Below are 22473 nucleotides of genomic sequence, written 5' to 3'. Positions count from 1 at the left end.
AGCGAAGGAATGACAATGCCAGAAGTACATCCCTGGATTCTGTCCAGTATTATTATACTGGGTGTGTTGTGGTTACTGACCGCAGTACTTTATATAAGACGCCGGCAGTATCTGCATAAACCAGCCTGGCTTGATGCGGCATTGCTGACCTGGCCGTTATGTTTGTTTGACGAGCTTGTCGTTCAGGTATGGCAACCTTTATTAATACTGTATGGGACGACGGACTGGGTACCTGTGCTACTTATGGCGCTGTTTTATCGCGCTTTGAAACCATCATTAGTCGCTAACCCGTCTTCCAGTCGCTATCTACTGTGGTACCCGGTTATCTTGTGTATCATTATTCAGTTGCCGCTGGCGTTCTCGGGTATCGCCGAGAAGCACATGCTGATTGAGTCCACGCCCGTGGGGCATCCACTGGACTTCTGGCCCGTCTATATCAGTGCCATGATTAACGGCTTTACGGTGCTGGTACTGGGCTTACTGATGACAGAGCTGGTCCAGAAATACCATAAACACTTACCGAACCAGGTTGCGGTACCGTCACAATACCGATTACGCTGGCTGGCTGGGGCATTGGGTGCAACAGTGGGATTGGCGATGATTGGTATCTTGCTGGTTACCGCTGTGACATTTGGTTTTCTGCATATTTTAGCATGGCAGACCGGGCTGGATTTGGCGATTGCCGCCGTTATGCTAACTATCTTGTTTTTGCTGACCATACCACAACGCACCTCCCCATCAATACTGGATTATAACCGTTTTGATGCTGGCGATGCTTCGCCCGATGCCATGCGTCACGCACTGGCGAAAACCGGCCGAATACTAGCCATTCTGCCATCCTCGACACGTAACCAGCTGACCATTGGTGATGTGGCCAGGCAAGCTAAGGTAGACCCAACCACGCTGGCGCTGGCCAGCCGATTGCTTGAGCAACAGTCCTTTGCTGAATTTGTGGCCCGGGCAGATCGCAGACACGAGGAATCAGGGCAAGATGCGACCGGTAATGTCTGATTTTCAGCTGAACGCATTAATCAATAACGCCTGAGTAAATGTTTTGCGCAGGTAGAATCCCCGCGGACGAGTTTTGATACGATCACCTTCCGGTCCCAGGGCGTCTGTCAAAATGCTGCCATTGGCAGCTTTAGGACGCAGGTGCAAAGCATTGCCGTGGCGAGCGGTGATTTTTTCAACCTGACCCAACACGATCATTTCCGTCAATTCTTCCCAGTCTTTTTGCAATAGGGCTTCTTCCTGACCGCAAGGCGTCCATAAAAAGCCATTTCCCACCCGCCGCTGACTGACCGGAATTTTGCGGTCGCCTTCCAGTGGCAACCATAGCACCCGGGAAAGTTTATTTCGGACATTGCTGGTGGGCCATGTTACCCCGGGCGGATTCATAAGCGGCGCATAGCAAACATAGGTAGTCTCGCGCACCTGCCAGCGACTGTCCACTGGAAGTGTTTTTAATTCAACCCCCAGTTCAGGAAAGTCTTGTTGTGGTCGTGAACCGGCGGTTGCGCCCAGCCATAACTCCAGCAACTGGCCCTGCCAGCCTTTGTGGCGCTGAAGATTCTCAGGCACAGCGACATTGGCAAGTCCGGCCAGTTCGCCCAGGGATAAACCAGCAATTTTCTGGCAGCGAGCCAGTAACTCATTTATATCACGAGGTGCAGAAGATGGGGGCTGCAAAAGCACTCCTGGTTAACCAATGTATTGCGGTCCAGTTTACGTGGTGCAAACGGTGAATAAAAGCACTGACATTTTATGGCGAAACAGGGCCTTTGCATTAATGCTTTGAATGGGCAGCATATTATGGTCAAATGCGGTAATAGAAAAATTTAAGGTGCCCGGGAGTCTAAGTGATAGATGCCGACGGATTCCGTGCGAATGTGGGCATAGTGATTTGCAACAAAATAGGACAAGTGTTTTGGGCAAGGCGTTATGGCCAACATTCATGGCAGTTTCCACAAGGCGGAATTGATGAAGGGGAAACTGCAGAGCAAGCCATGTACAGGGAGTTACATGAAGAGGTAGGGCTGCGGCCCAAAGACGTCACCATCTTGGGAGTAACACGAAACTGGCTGCGGTATAAGCTGCCCAAACGATTGATACGCCAGGGAAGTAATCCTGTGTGTATCGGTCAGAAGCAAAAATGGTTTTTGCTACAGCTAAATTGCCCCGATGCCGATGTCGATGTGCTTAAATCCGGTCATCCGGAATTTGATGACTGGCGCTGGGTAAGTTATTGGTATCCGGTAAGAAACGTGGTGTCTTTCAAACGCGATGTTTATCGCAAAGTCATGAAAGAATTTGTTCCGGTAGCCATGCCCCCTATGGGGAGGCCAAACCAGGCCGGGTCAAATAAACGTCATCGCAAGCGCCGACGCGGATAGCCGCGACGGGCTAACAGGAGTCAGGTAAGTGGCTAGCCAGGGCAGTATGCTGACAACACTCAAACGCATTGTTCAGGAAATGAGTCAGATTCCTGCGCTTGACGAGGCGTTGTTCAATGTGGCCAGTCGCGTTAAGCAAGTCATGCAGGTTGACTCCTGCTCTATTTATCTGGCTGATTACGATAACCAGGAATTTATTTTAAAAGCCACTGATGGCCTGCATCCTGATGCCGTCGAGCAAGTCCGGATAGGTTTTTCAGAAGGCCTGATTGGTCTGGTGGGTCAGCGCGAAGAGCCGCTGAACATCGAAGACGCCCACCGTCATCCCCGTTTTAAACACTACCCTGAAGTTCACGAAGAAAATTATAAAGCCTTCTTAGGCACGCCCATTATTCATCAGCGTAAAGTGCTGGGTGTTATCACCATGCAACAAGCAAAAATGCGCTTTTTCAGTGAAGATGAGGAAGCTTTTCTGGTTACGCTGGCTGCCCAACTGGCGCTGGAGATCAGCAATGCTGAGATTCGGGGTGCGCTGAGCAGTAATGATATTCTGCCCTCGACACTGCATCAGAAAAAAGTGATGGGTATTGCCGGTTCTCCAGGGCTGGCTATTGGTCATGGATTTTCCACCGATTCCACTGTGGATCTGCGGCGTTTTGTGGTCAAACGTACCGATGATCGGTCGCAGGAGGTCCAGCGCTACCGTAAAGCGGTGGAGATAACCCGCGAGCAGGTGGACGAACTGTCAAACAGCCTGGAAGAAGGTATTCCTGATGATGTTAAAGCCATTTTTCAGCTGTATCATCATTTGCTTGATGCCAACAGTCTGGGGCGTGAAGTAGAAGCCAAAATTCAGGAGCAATGGTGCGCGGGTTCATCATTAAAAATGGTGGTGGAAGATTACGCCGCTCGGTTCGCCAATATGGACGACCCATATATGCAGGAGCGGGCCATTGATATTGTCGATTTGTCGAACCGCATATTGGTCAATATTCTTCACCAGGCACGCGGTGAGCGACCGCAGGTTACCCTGGCCGATAAGGCCAGTATTCTGGTAGCTGAAGAAGTCTCTGCCACTATGCTGGCAGAGTTTCCCCGAGAGCACCTGAAAGGAATAATTTCTATTCGTGGCTCGAATAATTCTCACGCAGCTATTTTGGCGCGAGCCATGGGGATACCAGCAGTCATGGGGTGTCAGAATGTGTCACCTACGCTGTTGGAAAATAAAGAGATTCTACTGGATGGTTATTCGGGCGAAATTATCATCGGGGCAGATAATGCAATCCGCCAGAGCTTTGTACAGTTAATTGAAGAAGAGGCATTGCTGGCCGAGCAAATTGCTTCGGAAGCAAATAAAGCCTGTGAGACAGAAGATGGCTGTCGGATGTCACTGCTCATTAATGCCGGTTTATCGGTAGAGATTGAGACCGTGGCGCGGAATCAGGGAAAAGGTATTGGCCTGTACCGCACAGAAATTCCGTTTATGCTGCGTGAAAGTTTTCCGTCAGAAAAAGAGCAAATCAAACTCTACAGTGAAGTATTGCGCTGTGTACCCGAACAACAGGTCACCATGCGGACGCTGGATGTGGGCGGCGACAAACCGTTACCGTACTTTCCCATCAATGAGGAAAACCCGTTTCTTGGGTGGCGAGGTGTAAGGCTGACGCTGGATCATCCGGAAATATTCTTAGTCCAAATCCGGGCTATGCTGAAAGCCAGTCTGGGGCTCAGTAATCTGCAAATTATGCTGCCGATGATCTCTTCGGTAAATGAAGTGCAGGAAGCCTCACGGCTGATTGAACAGGCATTTTTCGAAGTCAGTGAAGAAATTAAAGACACCGGCGAGACATTGGTGCGCCCGCGTATTGGCGTCATGCTGGAGGTTCCTTCGGTTCTTTATCTGTTGCCACAACTGGCCAGGCACGTTGATTTCTTCTCGGTGGGGAGTAACGACCTCACCCAGTATTTACTGGCGGTAGATCGAAATAACACCCGGGTAGCCGCCTTATACAATAGTTATCATCCTGCGGTATTAAGTGCATTGTATGACATAGTCCGTCAATCCGATGCGCATAAGATACCGGTTACGGTCTGTGGCGAAATAGCCGGCGAACCGGGTGGCGCAATCTTGCTGTTGGGGATGGGCTACCGCAGGCTCAGCATGAATGCCCATAATATCGGCAAAATTAACTGGGTGATCCGCAATGTTAATCTTAAAGAGAGTAAAAACCTGTTGGCATGTGCGCTGACTGCACAAACCCATCAGGAAGTATATGCGCATATCAACGATTATCTTGAGCAAAAAGGGCTGGGAGGGTTGATCCGGGCTGGTTCATAGAATCACTGCCAGGCTTCGTTGCAGGAAAATGACACGTTCTGTGTTAGTGTGATCGCAGAAAATTTCTGATCTGCGGTACCTGATTAAATACCGCTTTAGCATGGAACAGGGCATGGATCCGGTTTATATCATTGTGAGTTTTTGTCTGGCCATCGGCCTGGTAGTTGGGTTGCTGGCCGGAATGCTGGGTATCGGGGGCGGTCTCATTATTGTCCCTGCTCTGTCCTATCTGTTAGCACATTTTCTGCACCTGAATACCGATCTGGTGATGCCTATGGCAATTGCCACCTCGTTATCTACCATAATTTTTACCGGGTTTTCCTCAGCCATCGCCCATTACCGGCTGGGCAATATCAATAACAAGCTGGTGATTTATGCGGGCATGGGAATTGCTGTTGGCGCGGTATTGGGCGCGCAGTTTGCCAGTTTTATATCTGGTGAATTATTAAAAAATATTTTTGCCGTGCTGGTCATGCTAATCGCGTTACAGATGATTTTTGGCAAACGTGAAGCATCCAAACATCAGGCTGGGAATAAAATGCTTGCCGGTATTGGTGGGGTAACCGGGTTTATCAGTGCGTTAATGGGTATCGGTGGAGGCGCGTTGCTGGTGCCGGCTCTGGTGTGGTTTCAGGTAAATATACGTCAGGCTATCGGATGTGCAGCACTCAGTGGCCTTATTATCGCTATATTTGGTAGTGCCAGTTTTATAGTGGCCGGTATGAAAGAGGTTGTTTTGCCGCCCGGTGCGATAGGATACGTGTATTTACCGGCAACTTTCGGTATTGTGACAACCTCTGTTTTTACCGCCGGCATTGGTGCCCGGCTGGGCCAAAAAATGGATACTCAAGTTTTGAAAAAGGTACTGGCAGCGCTGCTGGTGCTTGTCAGTATTCGCATGATTGTAGGAATAGAATAAACCATGGCAGAAAGCAGTTATCTGGTTTTCCCCAATATCGACCCCATCATTTTTAGTCTGGGCCCGTTGCATGTTCGCTGGTACGGACTTATGTATCTGGTGGGGTTTGTAGCCGCCTACCTGTTAGCGCATAAGCGGCTCGAGAAAACCAGCTGGAGCAAAGAGCAACTGGCAGATCTCTTATTCTGGGGATTTGTAGGTGTCATCCTGGGTGGGCGCATTGGCTACGTCTTGTTTTATCAGTTTGACATGTTCGTCAGCAATCCACTCTACCTGTTTAAAATCTGGGCTGGCGGGATGTCCTTTCACGGTGGACTGCTTGGTGTATTGGCGGCTCTGGCATGGCAGGCTAAGCGAATGAATGCCCGGTTTCTGGAAGTGGGAGATTTTATCGCCCCGCTGGTCCCTATTGGTCTGGGCGCAGGTCGAATCGGCAACTTTCTTAACGCCGAGTTATGGGGGCGCACCACGGATGTTCCCTGGGCGATTATATTTCCTAATGCGGGCAATGTGCCTCGTCACCCCTCGCAATTATATGAATTTGCCCTTGAAGGGGTCGTGCTGTTTATCATACTCTGGCTATATTCAGCTAAACCCCGCCCTACGGGCGCAGTAAGTGGTTTATTTTTATTAGGCTATGGGGCCTTCCGGTTCTTTGTGGAATATTTCCGCCAGCCAGATGCTCATCTTGGGTTGTACGATATCGGTTTAAGTCAGGGCCAGCTTTTATGTATTCCAATGATCCTGTTGGGCGTATGGCTGATGGTACGGGCTTACCGCAAAGAACCCAGAGTTTCAACGACTAACCAGAAGCAATGATCCAATGAAAGAATATCTGGCGTTAATGCAGCATGTGCGCGATAACGGCGTTAAAAAAGAAGACCGTACTGGTACTGGCACGCTGAGCGTCTTCGGTTATCAGATGCGTTTTGATCTGCAAGAAGGCTTCCCGCTGGTCACCACAAAAAAATGTCATCTGCGCTCTATCATTCATGAGCTGCTATGGTTTTTAAAGGGTGACACCAACATTGCCTATCTTAAGCAAAATGGCGTGTCCATCTGGGATGGATGGGCCACCGATGAGGGTGAGCTGGGACCGGTCTACGGTGCCCAGTGGCGAAGCTGGCCAACGCCGGATGGTGGCTCTATTGATCAGATTGCGCAGGTAGTCGAGCAGATAAAGACTAATCCTGATTCACGGCGTCTGATTGTTAGTGCCTGGAATCCGGCAGTGCTTCCCGATACCACCTTGTCACCGAAGGAAAATGCTGCACAACAGCGGCAGGCATTGCCACCTTGCCACACACTCTTTCAGTTTTATGTTCTCAACGGCAAACTTTCCTGCCAGCTTTATCAGCGCAGTGGCGATATCTTTTTGGGCGTTCCGTTTAATATAGCCAGCTATGCGTTATTAACCATGATGGTCGCTCAGGTGTGTGATTTAGAGCCGGGTGACTTCATTCATACTCTGGGTGACGCACATCTTTATGTAAATCACCTGGAACAGGCTGACACCCAACTATCGCGCACACCGTATCCGCGTCCGACCATGCATATTAATCCAGCGGTGAAAGATATTTTTGGTTTTAGTTTCGAAGATTTTGCGCTGCAAGATTATCAGGCACATCCTCATATCAAAGCGCCGGTAGCGATTTAAAAGAGGCTGCGCTATGACAACACCCGTACTGATCTGCGATGATTCCGGCTTCGCCCGGCGTCAGCTCGCCCGCTCAATCCCCGACGGCTGGGATGTCGACATAAGCTTTGCCTCTAATGGTGAAGAGGCCCTCTGTTTGATTCGTGAAGGCCGTGGAGATGTCATGTTTCTGGATTTGAATATGCCGGTAATGGACGGCTATCAGACCATGCAGGCCATCCGTGAGGCTGATATGCCGTGCCTGGTTATTGTGGTGTCCGGTGATGTTCAGGCAGAAGCCCGGCAACGCATGCTTGCTCAGGGCGCGCTGGATTTTATACGCAAACCCATCGACAACAACAAGCTTACAGAATTGTTGCAGCAATACGGACTTTACAGCGGTGATGCGGATGCTTCACTGCGTCGGCAGGACGCTGCCACAATGCAGACAAAACCTGCTGATAAACTGGATATCTATCGGGAGCTGGTAAATGTTGCCATGGGCCGGGCCGGGGAGAGTCTGGCCACCCTGCTGGGCGAGTTTGTGGATTTACCCATTCCTAATGTGAATCTGATTGAAAGTAACGAACTGCATATGGCGATTGCGGAAATTAACCGCAATGAACGTGTTTCAGCCGTTTCCAAAGGCTTTGTGAGCGCAGGTATAAAAGGCGAGGCGCTGGTCATCTTTAACGACACCAATACCCGAAATATCATGGCACTACTGGGATACGAAAACGGGCAGCTCGATGAGCAGCATCTGGATCAGTTATCCCTGGAGGCACTTATGGATGTGTCTAATATTTTGACTGGCGCATGTCTCAATGCATTGTCAGCACAGTTGAATGTCAGCTTTAGCCACACCCAGCCAATCATTTTGGGCCGGGACCGCGGTCTTGAGGTGCTGTTAAATGACAATATTTCGCGCTGGAGCAAAGTGATGGCGGTGGAAATTGCTTATGCGATTAAACGCCATGACATAAGCTTTGATTTGCTGTTGCTGTTTCCGGATGATGCGATGGAGAAAATCTATACGCGGCTGGTTTATCTTGAGAAGGAAGCGGTATGATGCCAGATGACATGGCTGATCTACACTGGCAGCATGAACTGCTTAGCTCGCTGGAAGTCGGCATTGTGGTACTAAATCGCGACTTTAAAGTGGAAGTCTGGAACCAGTTTATGCAAAACCATTCCGATATCCTGCCCAGCCAAATTTGTGGTAATGCTCTGTTTGATTACTTTCCTGAGATTGATGAACACTGGCTAAGAACCAAAGCAGAACCTGTTTTTGATTTGCGGACGCCGGTGTTTCTGATTTGGGAACAGCGCCCATATCTGTTTCATTTTGGTTGTAACCGGCCCATCACGTCCGATTCAGCAAATATGTTTCAAAACGTCACTATGTTTCCGCTCACGTCGCCCAGCGGTGATGTTCAGCGCATGTGTATGATGGTGTACGATGTCACCGCACAGGCGTTAGGTAAATTACGGGTTGAGCGACTAAACGAAGACTTAAAACATATGAGCCGGGTAGATGGTCTTACCGGCCTGTACAATCGCCGTTACTGGCAGGAGCGGTTTGATACCATCTTTAAACTGGCTCGACGCAGAGAAAAGCCTGTGACCGCCATGATGCTGGATATTGACCATTTTAAAAATGTGAATGACACTTACGGCCATCAGGCTGGCGATAAAGTCATTCAGACGCTGGCAAGAATCATTCGGGACACAGTGCGGGAAACTGATCTGGCCGGACGCTATGGCGGTGAAGAGTTTGCCGTTATCCTTACCGACGCCGATAGTGACGACGCTATGCTGGTGGCTGAGCGCATCCGCGAGTATGCACAGCAAACCACGGTAAAGCATGAGGATAGCGAAATCAGTTTTACGGTCAGCCTGGGGTTGGCGCCCTTTGCAACTACATATACCCACGCTATGGCATGGCTTGAACAAGCCGATATAGCACTTTACGAAGCCAAAACCCAGGGCCGAAACCGGGCGCGCTTACAATTTGCCAGAACCGCAAATCCCGCATTCTGACCGCTTTTGCTTATCAGGCACTGGCGTTTTCCGCCCGGGAAATGTCGTGCTTAAGACTGCGTAAAAATAGCAAGCCCGGAATAACCATAAGTGCCGTGAGAATAAAGAACAGGCTCCAGTTTCCATTCATCGCATCGACAATCCAGCCACTGCCCGCTGCAAGCGTATTTTTGCCTGCCACACTCAGTGATGCCATAAGTGCATATTGAGAGGCTGAAAAGGCCCGGTTGCACATCAGGCTGATAAAGGCCACCATTGCCACCGTGCTCCACGCTGATGTGAAACCATCGACAATAATGGTCGCAGCAAATAACATCTTATTCGGGCCCACCTCGGCGATCCAGGCAAACATCAGGTTACTGCTGGCCATGGCGATACCGGCCACCATCAGACCACGATAGATCCCATAACGAATATTCATCATGCCGCCGATAATCGAAAAGACAATAGTGACCCACCAGTTAAGCAGCTTGGAATAATAGCCGATATCCGTATTGGTAAAGCCCACCTCTTTATAAAAAACGATGCTCATACGGCCTAAAAATGCTTCGCCGAGCTTGAATAAGAAGATAAACAACAAAATAGATAGCGCCAGTCTGACACCGCTGCGCTGGAAAAACTCCCGAAATGGTTCAATCAGGGTTACTCCCAACCAGGCAACCATCGCTGTGTGGCCCTGCTTGCCGCCTGCGGCTTTTTGATAGCGCAGGTATGCTTGTTTTTCTACGGCTTCCCGGTCGATATCCGGCTCTTTGGCCAGTAATGTAAAAACACTGATAACTGCCATAATCGCGGCCAGTAACAGGTATATGTCTGACCATTCCCAGCCCGGCATATCAGCAATCACGAAAGGCAGCGCCCCAAGCCCGCCATAACCCGTCCACCAGCCTGCAGTGGCCAGCGAAGACGCGGCGGATAATTTGTCTTTTTCGTTATCAGCAATGACATCAATGCGATAAGCATCAATCGCGATATCCTGGGTCGAAGAGAATATTGCGATCAGCAGCCCCAGCAAGGCCATGGTGAATAGCTCTGCGTTCACATCCAGCCTCGACATGACCAGACAGCAGGTAATTATAAAAAGCTGCATGGCCAGAATCCAGCCTCGCCTCTGGCCCAGGGCTGGTGGGCGAATTCTGTCAAGCAGAGGCGACCATAGAAAGTTGAATGCGTAGACATTAAAGATAATGCCGAACAGGCCAATGCTGGCGCGCGACAAGCCTTCGTCAGACAGCCACGCCGACATCACCGAACCAATCATGACGAACGGAAAACCGCTGGAAATTCCAAACAGGAAAATACTCAGCAGACGCCGATCGTGGTATGCGTTTACAAAACCAGGTAATGACATAAGAGAACGACGTTAAAGGATGGTTACATCTGAATTTTTTGCAGCTATTACACCAAACATAAAAACAGACAAAGAAAAAACCGCTTTACGGGCGGATGCCGACACAGTCTATAGGACAACGACCTGTGCCTTCAAGATAACGAATGCATTGCTGCAAACCAGTAATGGCATTGTCATCATACATTAGCGTCTGAGCATCCCACGAATGAATCTGGTGAAGCAGGTGCCAGAAAACCCGTTCCTGATTGCTGTAAGGCTGACCAAGATCGTAATCAACCTGGCTCCATTCTTCCAGTACATCCCAGAAGAACAATTCCAGTTCTGTATAGGCAATGAGACTACCCCAGTAACCGCGCAGGTAATAGCATAGCTGCTGAGATTTCTCGTTGATAAAGTTATTAACTTTCACTGCACCATTGCCGGTAATATCTTTATAATTTTTCAATTATAGTGCGTATTTGATTATTTACCATTGCAGATAAGTAGAACAGACAGCGCATTGAAAAGAAAGCTAAAATACGACAGTTAATCCCGTTTACCAGCCCAGATATCTCGTCCACCCGTAAATTTCTTTGCTCAGGCGGGTAACAAATGGTGACGTATGACCTTGTATACCTATTGCTCCTGCTGACGCTTCCGGTAACTGCCGCTGCCGATAATCCACTTTCAGTCCCACCCTGGCATTGTCGCTACGTTGTGCGACTGTTTTTGCAGACCAGTGGTTGGATAGTGCACCGGCAATATCCAATACCGGGATAGGAGTATCCGCAATCCATCTGGCAATCTGGCGGTTTTGCTCCGCCTCTGGCCAAAAAGGGGCCAGGACGACAAAGGCATCAGGCGTGGCGAGTTGTTCGAGGGCTGTCAGTTGCAGTATCTGCGCGGCTGTCATTCCCTGACAGATAATCAGACGGTACCCGGGCTTATCAGAAAACTGATTCAACACACTTGTGGTCAGTGACGCTAATCTGTTTCGCGAGGTTTCAGCACTCAGCCATCGGCCGGTGTTGTCACTAAATGGGTTTGACGTAATCGCCTCATCTGCCGATTCTTCTGAAGGGGGATACACGACAGGCACCACGACAACGTCCCAGCCCCAACGGCGCATTCGCTGCGCCAGGAGCTCACCGGATTGAACAGTGAGCCCCTGGTAGCCGATCTCAGCCAGCACTACAGCAATCCCTCTGCGCATGGAAATAGTCGCGGGGTAGCGCAGTGCCGTATACTCCTCTTGGCCGGCCAGGAACGATACCCGCGCATCTTCGTTGTAGCGTGCCATTAGCGCTTCGTTTAACGGGCTGGCACTCAAGCTTAAGCTAAAAAGAATAAGCAGTGGATAAACAAACAATATTCTCACGGCGGTGTCAGTCTCAAACAGGAACAACTGTCAGGGTATCGGCAGAGGCCGTATTTTCTTAACCCGAAGAACCCGCAATATAAATGCTAGTCTGTGACCTACAGCGTATTTATTATGCGATAAAAGTAAGTTTTTACAGCGCTGGCAGAACCGGTGTTTATATCTGACAATAGGCGCTAGTCGACAAGTACTGAAGCAAACAGCCTGATTCGGCTGCCAGCACAAAAAAGAGGCAATATGGATCCATCCAAAAAAGACCATCAGTTACCACCAACCAAATTAGAGCGTTCCTTTGAGCGACTGCTGTGGAGCTCCCGTTTTCTGGTTTTGCTTGCCGTGGTACCGAGCCTTCTGGGTGCCTTTGTCCTTTTTCTTATTGGTACAGCAGATATCATTGGCGTTGCCGTATCGGCGGTAAATTATTATTTTCTAAACAGCGGCGAAGATATTCACGACACAGTAGTGCCGAATATTATTATTGCGGTGGATATCTACCTCATCGCGGTGGTGTTGTTAATTTTTGGTACAGGTATTTATCGGTTATTTGTGTCACCGATTGACCATGCTGAAGTCCACGCGCCCGTTCATCCGTTCATCGTCGAGTCATTTGATCAGCTCAAAGATAAAATTGCCAGGGTGGTCCTGTTGGCCGTGATTATCGAGTTTTTCCGCGCTGTGGTTGATATTCGATTTCAAACCTCGCTGGATGCTATTTATCTGGCTGTTTCTATATTGGCACTTGCCGGCGGCTTGTATCTGATGAGCCGTGCGCATAAACACTGACGGGCTAACCGCCAACGCCCTGCGATAAAGCGCCAGTTGAGGAGAAACGTCAACACGGCGGCTGTACGCTGTCACCCGTTAGCTGTCAACATAGGCTGGCACAACGAGTGGTTCAGGCACAAAGTCGGTGAAGGGAATTGGGGTTTGGAAGTGGCACCAGGATAAAGTTTCAGGGTGGCGGATAATGAGCGTCTGGGCGTGCAGTTGTAAGCGTGACGCCTTAGCTAACGCGGTAGAGTGAGCATACAGTCGATCGCCCAAAATGGGATGTCCCAGCGCCAGCATGTGCACCCGCAGCTGATGGGAGCGACCGGTGACGGGTTTTAGCGCGACCAGACTTTCATGATCATTTCGCTCAATCACAGAATAATATGTCACAGAAGGTTTCCCACGCTCATGACAGACCATTTGTTTGGGCCGGTTAGGCCAGTCACAGATCAAGGGTAAGTCCACCATTCCGGCTGGTTGATGCATATAGCCGTCGACCCTCGCAAAATAACGTTTCTGGGTTTGTCTGGACGCAAACTGATGGGACAAGAAACGATTAGCAGCTTTGGTCAGCGCCATTATCATAATTCCCGACGTTGCCATATCCAAACGGTGCACGACGGCTGCATTGGGATAGACGCGCTGGACCCGGGTAATCAGGGAATCTTTATGTGCCGGTGCCTTACCGGGCACACTGAGCAAACCACTGGGCTTGTTAGCCACCAGAATCGACTCATCCTGATAAAGAATATCAAGATAAGGCGATAATGGGGGGGTGTAGATAAAAGGAGGATTGGCCATTAAGGATTATTAACCACAATGCGCAGGGCATCCAGTTGTACTTCGGCATCTTCAAAAGCGTCGCGCAGTGCGCTCATTTGTGCTTCGATAAAGTCAATTTCACTATCCCGAATCGCAGGGTTATCCTGCTGCAGCTCACGCAGACGCGCGATCTCACCGCTCAGCGACGTATTCATATCGGTTTTGGCTTCTTCCAGCAACGCTTCGGCCTGCGCAGTGGCCAATTCCCGCGCTTTATCAATTTGATTGTTGACTGGCTTTTTCAGTGCACCAATTAACTGCTGAGCAATCTTCTTGTTAGCGCGACGGGTCTTTTCAAAAATGATATCACTTTGCTCGCCCTGAGCATCAATACACAGTTTGATGGGGGTAGCGGGTAAAAAGCGTGAGGCCTGCAGTTCACGGGGGGCATTAACGGTCAAGGTAAATAAAGCCTCAAGCCAGTAGGCGCCTTTAGGTAGCGTGCGATCGGTAATAAAGCCAAGACTGGCTTTGCCAATGGTATCAGTCAGAATCATATCTACTGCATTATGTACCAGCGGATGATCCCAGCTTAAATAATGCACATGCTCAAGGGTGGTGGCTACTCGCCGGCGATAGGTGACTGTCATACCCTCCGGATCCAGGCCGGGCAGGCTGTTGACCATCGATTCACCTGGCCGCAAAATAAAGCAGTCGTTGCCTTTATCCTCCTGATTGACACCAATGGCGTCCAGCAGCCAATTCATGAAGTCAGGCAGCGAGTCGTTGGCATCCTGGGCGATGATTTCATCCAGCAGATCCTCAACTTTACCAACCCCGGATGCATTTAACTCCAGCAGACGGTCCCGACCGGCATCCAACTGTTGTCTGAGCTGTTGATTGATATGCCGTGTTTGCTCCACCAGGTCACTGATATTGTCATTATCCTGAGGGACCAGCAGGCATTCGGTGAGATTATCCTTAACCTGTTCATATACGCCTGTACCGGTGGGGCAGGTTTGTGTAAAAGCGCCCAGCCCCTCGTTGTACCACTTAACCAATACCGATTGTGCAGAATCCTGCAGATAAGGAACATGTATTTGAATATCTTTGGTCTGGCCAATGCGGTCGAGCCGGCCAATGCGTTGTTCCAGCAAGTCCGGGGTTAAAGGTAAGTCAAACAGCACCAGGTGATGGGCGAACTGAAAGTTACGTCCCTCTGAACCGATCTCGCTACACAGCAGAATCTGCGCCCCTTCTTCACTATCAGCAAAAAAATGGGCGGCCTTGTCGCGCTCAACTATGCTCATACCTTCATGAAACACACTGTGGCGGATACCGGTGCGCAGGCGAATAGCTTCGCCAAGCTGTTGTGCGGTGACAGCACTGGCACAAATAAGCAGTACTTTTTCCGGTTTTACCGTGGGCAAAAATTCCAGTAACCATTCCACCCGCGGGTCGAGATCTGTCCAGCTGTTGACCAGCGACGGCTGACGCTCCGGATACAGCGCCTCATCAAGATCGTCCGTCAGCTCCAGCATATCTTCGTAAAGCTCGGGTAAGGGCAGGGGATGAGCCTGTAAATGGCGCTCAGGAAAGCCGCTGATGCCGGCCCGGCGGTTACGGAACAACAACCGTCCGGTACCGTGGCGGTCGATAAGCTCATGTAACAATGCATCGCGGTTATCAAAATCATCCAGATTATCAAAGTTGCTGGCACTGTGGGGGGCCAGCGCTCTGATCCGGTCAATTTGCGCGTCACTCAAATCTTCATCGCCAATCAGCGGGGTAACTGCTTCGGCCAGCTCACTGTACTGAGATTCTTCATCCAGGAATGTCTGATAATCATGAAATTTTGCCGGATCAAGTAATCGCAGTCGCGCAAAATGACTCTCGTGTCCCAGTTGGTCAGGCGTTGCGGTAAGTAGCAGAACGCCGGGAATTGCTTCGGCCAGTGCTTCAACGCACTGATAGTCAGCCGAGGGAGCATCGGCTGACCATACCAGATGATGGGCTTCGTCGACGACCAGCAAGTCCCACCCGGCAGCCAGTGCCTGTTCGTGCCGCTTTTGATTATCCCGCAGAAAATCCAGGCTACACAAAACCAGTTGCTCCTGTTCAAACGGGTTTTCACCGCCTTCATCCATTGCTTCACAGCGACTTTCGTCAAAAATCGCAAAGGCAAGGTTGACCCGTCGCAACATTTCCACCAGCCACTGATGTACCAGCGAGTCAGGCACCACAATCAGTACCCGCTCGGCCCGGGCGGTTTTGATCTGTTGATGAAGAATCAGCGCCGCTTCTATGGTTTTGCCCAGACCGACTTCATCAGCCAACAATACGCGCGGCGCATGCCGGCCGCCCACTTGTGAAGCAATGTGTAACTGATGGGGGATTAGTTCAATGCGAGCGCCGGCCAGACCGATAATATTACTACGCTGATAGTCACTCATGTGGGTAAAGGCTTTGAGCCGCAAATCGAACCACTTGGGAATGTCATGCTGCATACTGAACAAACGCTGCTCGGGCTGATTCAGCCTGATATGATGGTCCAGCATAGTTTCAGGAAGGCGTTCGCGCTCGTCAGAGTCGGTTCGGTTACCATGGTAAATCAGAACATTTTGCGATACCTCGGTTTCGGTCACCACCAGGCTCCAGCCATCCTGGCTTTTGATGGTATCACCAATTTCGAAGGTCAGACGGGTTAGCGGCGCATCTTTTTTGGTGTACTTTCGGCTTTCACCAGTTGCCGGGTAAAAGACCTCTACAGAACGAAAGTCCTGATTGACAATGGCGCCTAAACCTAGCTCTGATTCTGTATTACTTAGCCAACGCTGGCCTACCGCGTACTCGCTTGCTGAACTCATGATATCCGACTGTCTATTCTTCAAAGGGGCAGTATTGTACTTATCCGGCCCTGCTGAATAAAGTTCACTTTCACTATGAGGTAAAGAAATTCTGCCGTCAGGCGTTTTTTTCTGGCCATGAAACAATAGTGTGAAAAAATAAATACAAAAAGTAGTGATAAAGCACAGATTCTGGATTATGGTGAAAATGAAAGTCGATGCGACACAGTGGGTCGTAATGTTCGACCCTCTCTGTGTTGTCATCGTCTGTAGCGCGCCAGTTGTTTAGGCGGGCATTTGCTTTGACTACCGGAGTAAAGGATGCCAGCAAAAAAATCCCCCGACACTAAGATCTACGTTCTCGACACAAATATACTGCTTCATGAACCTCACGCTTTTCTTTCGTTTAAAGAACATGATGTGGTTATACCCATGACTGTTCTGGAAGAGCTTGATTACATCAAAGACAGCAAAAAAGACGTGGCCCGGGATGCCCGGGTGTCAATTCGCGCCATGGAAGATCTGCTTCACGATGCGCCACCAGAAGCCATGATCGCCGGAGTAAGTATGTCAGGTATGGGAGCCGGTAAAGACGCGCCCACCGGCGCGTTATCGGTGTTTACTGACTTGTCTATGATGGAGTCTCAGCAGGTATTCACCAGCAACGAAAATGATAACCGCATTATCAACGTAGCTTTGCATCTGCAAAAAACATTTGCACCGCAACAGGTGGTATTGGTAACCAAAGATTTGAATATGCGCCTGAAAGCCAAAGGTGCCGGACTTGCCCATGTTGAGGATTATCGGACTGATCAGCTCATCAGCGATATTAAATATTTGTCCCGTGGTTATCATCGTTTTGAAGGTAACTTCTGGGAAAAGGTCACTTCAGTGGAAAGTCGCGCAGAGGGCAGAGACACCATCCACACCCTGGATCGCAGCGTCCTCCCGGAAGCTTACGTCAATGAGTTTTTGCTGGATGACTCGCAGCATTTCGCCGGGCTGGTGGAGGCGGTAGATAATGAGCAAATTGAGCTGCTGGATTTAGGTTACGAGCGCTTGATGAGCCGGCATGCCTGGGGCATTTCACCGAAAAATATTGGTCAGGCTATGGCACTGCATGCCTTGCTTGATGCACATATTGACCTGGTGATTCTTACCGGTCCTGCCGGCAGCGGTAAGACATTACTGGCGCTGGCGGCGGCGCTGGAGATGGTGGTTGAGAAAAATATGTACGATAAGATTATCGTTACCCGCAGTACACCGGATATTGCTGAGTCCATTGGTTTTTTACCCGGCACGGAAGAAGAGAAGATGCTGCCCTGGCTGGCCGCTATCACCGATTCACTGGAAGTGCTGCACAAGCATGATGAACATGCTAAAAGTTCCATGAACTACATTATGGAAAAAGCCAATATTCAGTATAAGTCGGTCAACTTCATGCGGGGCAGGAGCATTCAGAACGCCATAGTCATTCTGGATGAGTCACAAAACCTCACGGCAGCGCAGCTAAAGACGATCATTACCCGTTGTGGCGAAGGCACCAAACTGATTTGCAGTGGCAACCTGGCGCAAATCGACAGCAATTATTTGTCACCGGTTACCTCGGGACTCACGTATCTGGTGGAGAAGTTTAAAAACTTTTCTGGTAGCGCCACGTTAAACCTTGATGGGGTGGTGCGCTCACGTCTGGCGCAGTTTGCCGAAGAGCATCTATAACCCCGATTGCGCCCCCCGACTGGGGGCGCTAAATAGTTTCGATGGTGTAATGGCCGTTACCCAGTGCTCGCTCGCTATCCGCTGCCACATCCCCTAGTGGCATCTGAGCCGGACCGGTGGGTTCAAAGAGGATGTAGGTTTTATCATTGTAAATCAGAGTCTGGTCGGTTCGCTGGGGTGTCAGTGCCACCCCAAGCAATGCATGACGTGGCAACAAAATCAAAATCATCGGCGTATCGGGCAAAAATCCGCGGGCAATAGCGGCTGTCATGACGGATTTGCTGTCACAGTCACCTTTATTTTGCGTTAGCAATCCCGCAGGAGGCAAGAAACCCGCTCCGTTATTTTCGGCACGGCTTTCCAGCGTATCGTAGGGAATACTCTGAACCCAACTAAGTAAAAAGTTAAAATACGCCCGGGCATCGGATTGGCCGCCCACGCGATCATAAATAGCCTGGGACAATGGAATCAAAGGCTTTACATATTCGTGAATATATCGGATATGGTCAGGTTTAACAGCTTGCTGATTGAATACGGTGGTATAGCGGGTATAGTAATGTTCATCGAGATATTTATCGAACGCACTCTCCTGGGTTTGATGCAACTGTTGTGAGATCTGTTGATTAAGCGCGTTGCTTGGTGAACTCACTTCAATTTTAAGGCCCCGGCGCTGTTTTTTAACATTGACCCGTGCCTGTTTCGGGTCGATGTCCTGCGCGGCCTTCATTACCTCTATATACACGTAGCGCTGGACCCGTGCCGGTGAATAGTTTGGCTGAGAGCCAGGGGCCTCGGCCAACGACTGGCGGTTCAGACTAAATGCTAACGAAGCATCATTTTGACCCGGCCGCTGCCAGCGATACTCAAAACGCTGCGACGCCTCATTGTCGCTTGACGAAAAACTCAGTTGCGTGGCGCCTCCGTAACCGGAGACCATCCACAACATCAGGCCTGCTAACAGTCGACCACTTCGCATACGCTACTGCATAAAAATAAATCATGCATTCATTATGCAATGCCGGAACAAAAGGTAAAGTGAAAAAGGCGTCAGTTGAGCGCTGTGGTCGTAAACCAGTCCAGTTGCTGATGCAGGCTGACTACGCTGCCTACAATAATGAGCGTCGGGGGTTGCATGGTGGCGGTAGCCGGGTTATCACTGATATCGGCAAGCGTACCGGTAAGTACTCGCTGCTCAGGCAGCGTCGCCTGCTGCACAAGTCCTATGGGCGTATCCGGCCGCATTCCATGCTCAATAAGCTTTTTGCAGATAATAGGTAGACCGGTCAGACCCATGTAGAACACCAGGGTGCGGTGCTGGCTGGCCAGCGCTGACCAGTCAAGATCGACGGTGCCGTTTTTTAAGTGCCCCGTGGTAAATGTCACAGACTGCGCATGATCCCGGTGGGTCAGTGGAATACCCGCATAACTGGCAGCGCCACTTGCCGCAGTGATCCCCGGTACCACCTGAAACTCAACACCGTGTTCCAGCAATACCTGAATCTCTTCGCCGCCGCGGCCGAAAATAAATGGATCGCCGCCTTTGAGGCGGACTACCCGATTACCTTTTTTGGCCTCACTCACCATCAGTTCGTTGATTTGGTCCTGGGGCATAGAGTGATGAGACTTTTGCTTACCCACGTATATCTTTTCAGCATCACGCCTGACCAGTTCGAGAATAGGGGCTGACACCAGACGGTCATAAATAACCACATCGGCTTTTTGCATTAAGCGCAATGCTCTGAAGGTAAGCAAGTCAGGGTCGCCGGGTCCGGCGCCCACCAGATAAACCTGCCCGGTTATCTGGTTATCCTGTGCGGCTGCGGACAGCGCCTGTTCGAATTTGGCTTCGGCCTTGTCTGCCTGGCCTTTTTCTACAAGTTCAGCGATATCACCATCAAACACATCCTCCCAAAAATAGCGTCTGGCGGTCACGCCATTGAGGGTGTGTTTTACCTTGTCACGGAATTTTTCGGAAAACCGGCCCAGTAAACTGATATTGGCGGGTATTACGCTTTCGAGCTTTTGCCGAAGGTAGCGCAATAGTACCGGCGCTACACCGCCGCTACTCATGGCGATGGTGATGGGACTGCGGTCAATGATTGACGGCGTGATAAACTGGCACAGCGGGGTGTTATCCACCACATTAACCAACACATTATATTCCTCGCCCAGCTTGCGAATATCAGCATTAAGCGCTTCATCATCGGTGGCCACGAAAGCTATATCGGCGGTGACTAAATCTTCTTTTTCAAACCGGCGATTAAGCAGCGTTACCTGAGGGTGATCTGCATACGCGGCCACAGTGTTGCAAATATAAGGCGCTACCACCGTTACTTTTGCCTCACTTTTTAAAATAAGTTCCAGTTTACGCGCCGCAACTTCACCGGCGCCCACTATCAGACAATGAAGAGATTGCGTATCGAGAAAGACAGGAAAGTAACGCATGAATGTTTTTCGCCAGCCAGAAACAGTAAAAGCGTCATTCTGACGCTTTTACTTATTTATTAGAAACAATTAAATCGGAATTTATATTACGTTTAATTATATCCAGTGTGATATCAACGATTACCGCTTAGGACCACGACGCTTAGGCGGCGTTTCGCTCCACTCACGCATGTTCAGCTTCTGACCGGCAACCCGGGTTTTACGCAAAATATCACGGGTTTGCTCTGGCATGCCGTTAGGCAAATCTACAGTACTGAAGTTATCGTAAATTTCGATCGCACCAATATTTTTGCTTGGCAGGTTCGCTTCATTTGCAATGGCACCTACGATGTTGCCGGGTTTGGCTCCATGAACGTGACCTACTTCAATACGAAAACGCTGCATACCTGCCTCAGGCTTGCTCTTGCTCCGGGGCTTTTTGCGATCATTGCCACGATCGTTGCCACGTTCACGGGGATTTCTTTCCTGACGAGGTGCTTTGCTGTGTAAGTCTGGACGATCCGACTCTTTCAATAGCAAAGGTTCATTACCCTGAGCCAGTTTCACCAGTGCCGCCAATAACGTTTCCGGATCGGCTTCTGTTTCTTCTTTTAACGATTCGACAATCGGCATCAGTGATTCAAGGCTATCGTCAGTACACGCTTCTGCCACCGACTGCTTAAATTTAGATAAGCGTGTCTCGTTCAGTTCGCTGATAGAAGGAATAGGCATTACTTCAATCGGCTGACGCGTGGTTTTCTCAATTGCGAACAGCATGCGCTTTTCGCGGTGAGATATAAATAATATGGCATCCCCGGCACGACCAGCACGTCCGGTACGACCAATGCGGTGAACGTAGGATTCTGTGTCGTAAGGGACATCATAATTAATAACATGGCTGACCCGCTCTACGTCAAGGCCACGGGCAACCACGTCAGTGGCAACCAGAATATCGATATCCCCTTTTTTCAGTTTATCTACCGTGCGTTCGCGGGCATTCTGCGGGATGTCGCCGTTTAGGGCCTCAACATCATAACCGCGGGCAGAAAGTTTTTCTGCCAGTTCAACAGTGGCAGTTTTAGTGCGCACAAAGATAATCATACCGTCAAACGGTTCAACTTCCATGATGCGCGTCAATGCTTCCAGCTTGTGATGGCCGGCAACCTGACAATAGCGCTGACGGATAGTTGAAGCGGTGGATACTTTGGACTCGATTTTTACATGCTTTGGATTGTTCAGATAACGCTGGGTGATTTTCTTTATCGGGCCAGGCATGGTGGCAGAAAACAGCGCAGTCTGACGTTTTTCCGGTGCATTGGACAAAATCGTCTCAACATCGTCGATAAAGCCCATGCGCAACATTTCGTCGGCTTCATCAAGTACCAGATACTTAAGCTCGCCCAGATTAAGCGTCTTACGCTTGATGTGATCGATAATCCGGCCTGGTGTACCTACTACAACCTGGACACCGCGCTTAAGCTGACGAATCTGGTTGTCATAAGACTGACCACCATAAACGGGCAGCACTTTTATTTTCTGAGAAAAACTGGCATATACCTGAAATGCTTCGGCGACCTGGATGGCTAGTTCGCGGGTTGGTGCCAGAACCAGCAATTGCGGGTGCTTGGCGTCCGCATCAATATTCGCCAGCATCGGCAGTGCAAATGCGGCGGTTTTCCCTGTTCCGGTTTGTGCCTGCCCCAACAGATCGTGGCCTTCCAATAGCAACGGTATGCTTTCAGCCTGGATAGGAGAGGGTTTCTCGTAGCCGACTTTTTCAAGTGCTTGTAATATAGGTTCTGGTAAGTTGAGGTCTTTAAATGTCAAATCGACAGTAGTGGTCATTCACGATCCTGATGGGTAAGGCAGACTCAGCGACAAAATCACGCTGGTGTTATTGCAAAACCATTATTATAG

19 protein-coding genes are annotated in these 22473 nt (G+C 49.9%); 10 read left to right on the top strand and 9 right to left on the bottom strand.

Annotated elements, in window-relative coordinates; translation table 11 throughout:
• The first annotated feature begins 15 nt into the window (after positions 1-15).
• A complete protein-coding gene (locus F458_RS0108140; RefSeq protein ID WP_018982912.1) occupies positions 16-1011 on the top strand; it encodes a hypothetical protein in 996 nt (331 codons plus the stop codon).
• Between the two features lie 3 nt (positions 1012-1014).
• On the opposite strand, the gene mutH is transcribed toward F458_RS0108140, so the two are convergent.
• The gene (gene mutH / locus F458_RS0108135) at positions 1015-1689 is read right to left on the bottom strand and encodes a DNA mismatch repair endonuclease MutH (RefSeq protein WP_018982911.1); all 675 of its coding nucleotides are present in this window, start codon (positions 1687-1689) and stop codon (positions 1015-1017) included.
• A gap of 170 nt (positions 1690-1859) precedes the next feature.
• On the opposite strand from mutH, the gene rppH reads away from it, so the two are divergent.
• The 7 genes from rppH to F458_RS0108100 all read left to right on the top strand — a co-directional run bounded on the left by rppH (position 1860) and on the right by F458_RS0108100 (position 9326).
• Positions 1860-2393 carry an RNA pyrophosphohydrolase gene (rppH, locus tag F458_RS0108130; RefSeq protein WP_018982910.1) on the top strand — a complete coding sequence of 178 codons (534 nt, stop codon included), beginning with the start codon at positions 1860-1862 and terminating at the stop codon, positions 2391-2393.
• A 46-nt stretch (positions 2394-2439) separates the two neighbouring features.
• On the top strand, positions 2440-4731 hold the full coding sequence (gene ptsP / locus F458_RS0108125; RefSeq protein WP_026294580.1) for a phosphoenolpyruvate--protein phosphotransferase: 2292 nt from the start codon (positions 2440-2442) through the stop codon (positions 4729-4731).
• A 112-nt stretch (positions 4732-4843) separates the two neighbouring features.
• Positions 4844-5650: a sulfite exporter TauE/SafE family protein gene (locus tag F458_RS0108120; protein ID WP_018982908.1), complete on the top strand. Its 807-nt coding sequence runs from the start codon at positions 4844-4846 to the stop codon at positions 5648-5650.
• Between the two features lie 3 nt (positions 5651-5653).
• Positions 5654-6469, top strand: a complete 816-nt coding sequence (gene lgt / locus F458_RS0108115; protein WP_018982907.1) for a prolipoprotein diacylglyceryl transferase — start codon at positions 5654-5656, stop codon at positions 6467-6469.
• Between the two features lie 4 nt (positions 6470-6473).
• Positions 6474-7307 carry a thymidylate synthase gene (locus F458_RS0108110; RefSeq protein ID WP_018982906.1) on the top strand — a complete coding sequence of 278 codons (834 nt, stop codon included), beginning with the start codon at positions 6474-6476 and terminating at the stop codon, positions 7305-7307.
• A 13-nt stretch (positions 7308-7320) separates the two neighbouring features.
• The gene (locus tag F458_RS0108105; RefSeq protein WP_018982905.1) at positions 7321-8355 is read left to right on the top strand and encodes a response regulator; all 1035 of its coding nucleotides are present in this window, start codon (positions 7321-7323) and stop codon (positions 8353-8355) included.
• Positions 8352-9326 carry a sensor domain-containing diguanylate cyclase gene (locus F458_RS0108100; protein ID WP_018982904.1) on the top strand — a complete coding sequence of 325 codons (975 nt, stop codon included), beginning with the start codon at positions 8352-8354 and terminating at the stop codon, positions 9324-9326. The genes F458_RS0108105 and F458_RS0108100 overlap by 4 nt, the downstream gene beginning before the upstream one ends.
• A 13-nt stretch (positions 9327-9339) precedes the next feature.
• On the opposite strand, the gene F458_RS0108095 is transcribed toward F458_RS0108100, so the two are convergent.
• From F458_RS0108095 to F458_RS20100, 3 genes are all read right to left on the bottom strand, one after another.
• A complete protein-coding gene (locus F458_RS0108095; RefSeq protein ID WP_018982903.1) occupies positions 9340-10677 on the bottom strand; it encodes an AmpG family muropeptide MFS transporter in 1338 nt (445 codons plus the stop codon).
• Between the two features lie 85 nt (positions 10678-10762).
• Complete coding sequence (locus tag F458_RS0108090; protein ID WP_018982902.1) at positions 10763-11122, bottom strand: hypothetical protein; 360 nt, start codon at positions 11120-11122, stop codon at positions 10763-10765.
• Positions 11123-11212: 90 nt separating this feature from the next.
• Entirely contained in the window at positions 11213-11956 is a 744-nt protein-coding gene (locus F458_RS20100) for a DUF3530 family protein (protein WP_156824199.1), read from the bottom strand.
• A 315-nt stretch (positions 11957-12271) separates the two neighbouring features.
• Here F458_RS20100 and F458_RS0108080 point away from each other — a divergent pair, with 315 nt between their 5' ends.
• Complete coding sequence (locus F458_RS0108080; RefSeq protein WP_018982900.1) at positions 12272-12817, top strand: YqhA family protein; 546 nt, start codon at positions 12272-12274, stop codon at positions 12815-12817.
• A 78-nt stretch (positions 12818-12895) separates the two neighbouring features.
• Here F458_RS0108080 and rluA read toward each other — a convergent pair whose 3' ends face one another.
• The gene (rluA, locus tag F458_RS0108075; RefSeq protein ID WP_018982899.1) at positions 12896-13606 is read right to left on the bottom strand and encodes a bifunctional tRNA pseudouridine(32) synthase/23S rRNA pseudouridine(746) synthase RluA; all 711 of its coding nucleotides are present in this window, start codon (positions 13604-13606) and stop codon (positions 12896-12898) included.
• Positions 13606-16434 carry an RNA polymerase-associated protein RapA gene (gene rapA / locus F458_RS0108070; protein WP_026294578.1) on the bottom strand — a complete coding sequence of 943 codons (2829 nt, stop codon included), beginning with the start codon at positions 16432-16434 and terminating at the stop codon, positions 13606-13608. The genes rluA and rapA overlap by 1 nt, the downstream gene beginning before the upstream one ends.
• A 300-nt stretch (positions 16435-16734) precedes the next feature.
• Here rapA and F458_RS0108065 point away from each other — a divergent pair, with 300 nt between their 5' ends.
• Positions 16735-18132 carry a PhoH family protein gene (locus F458_RS0108065; protein WP_018982897.1) on the top strand — a complete coding sequence of 466 codons (1398 nt, stop codon included), beginning with the start codon at positions 16735-16737 and terminating at the stop codon, positions 18130-18132.
• Positions 18133-18160: 28 nt separating this feature from the next.
• Here the strand turns inward: F458_RS0108065 and F458_RS0108060 are convergent, their stop codons facing one another.
• The 3 genes from F458_RS0108060 to F458_RS0108050 all read right to left on the bottom strand — a co-directional run bounded on the left by F458_RS0108060 (position 18161) and on the right by F458_RS0108050 (position 22401).
• A complete protein-coding gene (locus tag F458_RS0108060) occupies positions 18161-19108 on the bottom strand; it encodes a hypothetical protein (RefSeq protein WP_018982896.1) in 948 nt (315 codons plus the stop codon).
• Positions 19109-19179: 71 nt separating this feature from the next.
• Entirely contained in the window at positions 19180-20577 is a 1398-nt protein-coding gene (cysG, locus tag F458_RS0108055) for a siroheme synthase CysG (RefSeq protein WP_018982895.1), read from the bottom strand.
• A gap of 120 nt (positions 20578-20697) precedes the next feature.
• The gene (locus F458_RS0108050) at positions 20698-22401 is read right to left on the bottom strand and encodes a DEAD/DEAH box helicase (protein ID WP_018982894.1); all 1704 of its coding nucleotides are present in this window, start codon (positions 22399-22401) and stop codon (positions 20698-20700) included.
• Positions 22402-22473 lie beyond the last annotated feature (72 nt).

It is taken from the genome of Salinimonas chungwhensis DSM 16280 (assembly GCF_000378185.1).
GTDB lineage: Bacteria > Pseudomonadota > Gammaproteobacteria > Enterobacterales > Alteromonadaceae > Alteromonas > Alteromonas chungwhensis.
The sequence above is the reverse complement of the archived record's forward strand: the minus strand, read 5'-3'. Positions and strand labels throughout refer to the sequence as shown.